The sequence below is a fragment of the Pseudomonas sp. SDT291_1_S447 genome (assembly GCF_054070155.1).
Map to the genome: position 1 here is coordinate 1 of NZ_JBSVXS010000331.1, position 332 is coordinate 332.

Consider the following 332-nt stretch of genomic DNA (forward strand, 5'->3'; position numbering starts at 1 on the left):
CCAAGCCGGACACCTTTAACGTGTCCCGCACGGCAAGCAACACGTCGTCGACGCAGTTGACCAATGCCACGGTCAGCAATCCCGCTAAATATGCCAGCACCTTTCCGGCCAACAGCGGTGTGCTGGTCAAGTTCAGTGACACTGACTCGTCGGCCTTCCAGGTGTTTGCACAGCCCTACAACGCCAACAGCAAGCCGATTGATTCGGGCGTCATCGACACCACCACCACGCCGAGCTCGATCACAGTGGCCGGTGTGACCTTCGGCCTGAGCGGCGCGCCTAATGTGGGCGATCAGTTCGCGGTGGGCGCCAGCACCCAGAAGACCCAGAGT

General features: G+C 60.8%; 1 pseudogene. It reads left to right on the plus strand.

The features are described from left to right. Positions 1-20: 20 nt before the first annotated feature. Positions 21-332, plus strand: a pseudogene (gene flgL, locus ACW9IR_RS29800) (flagellar hook-associated protein 3); the annotation flags it as partial.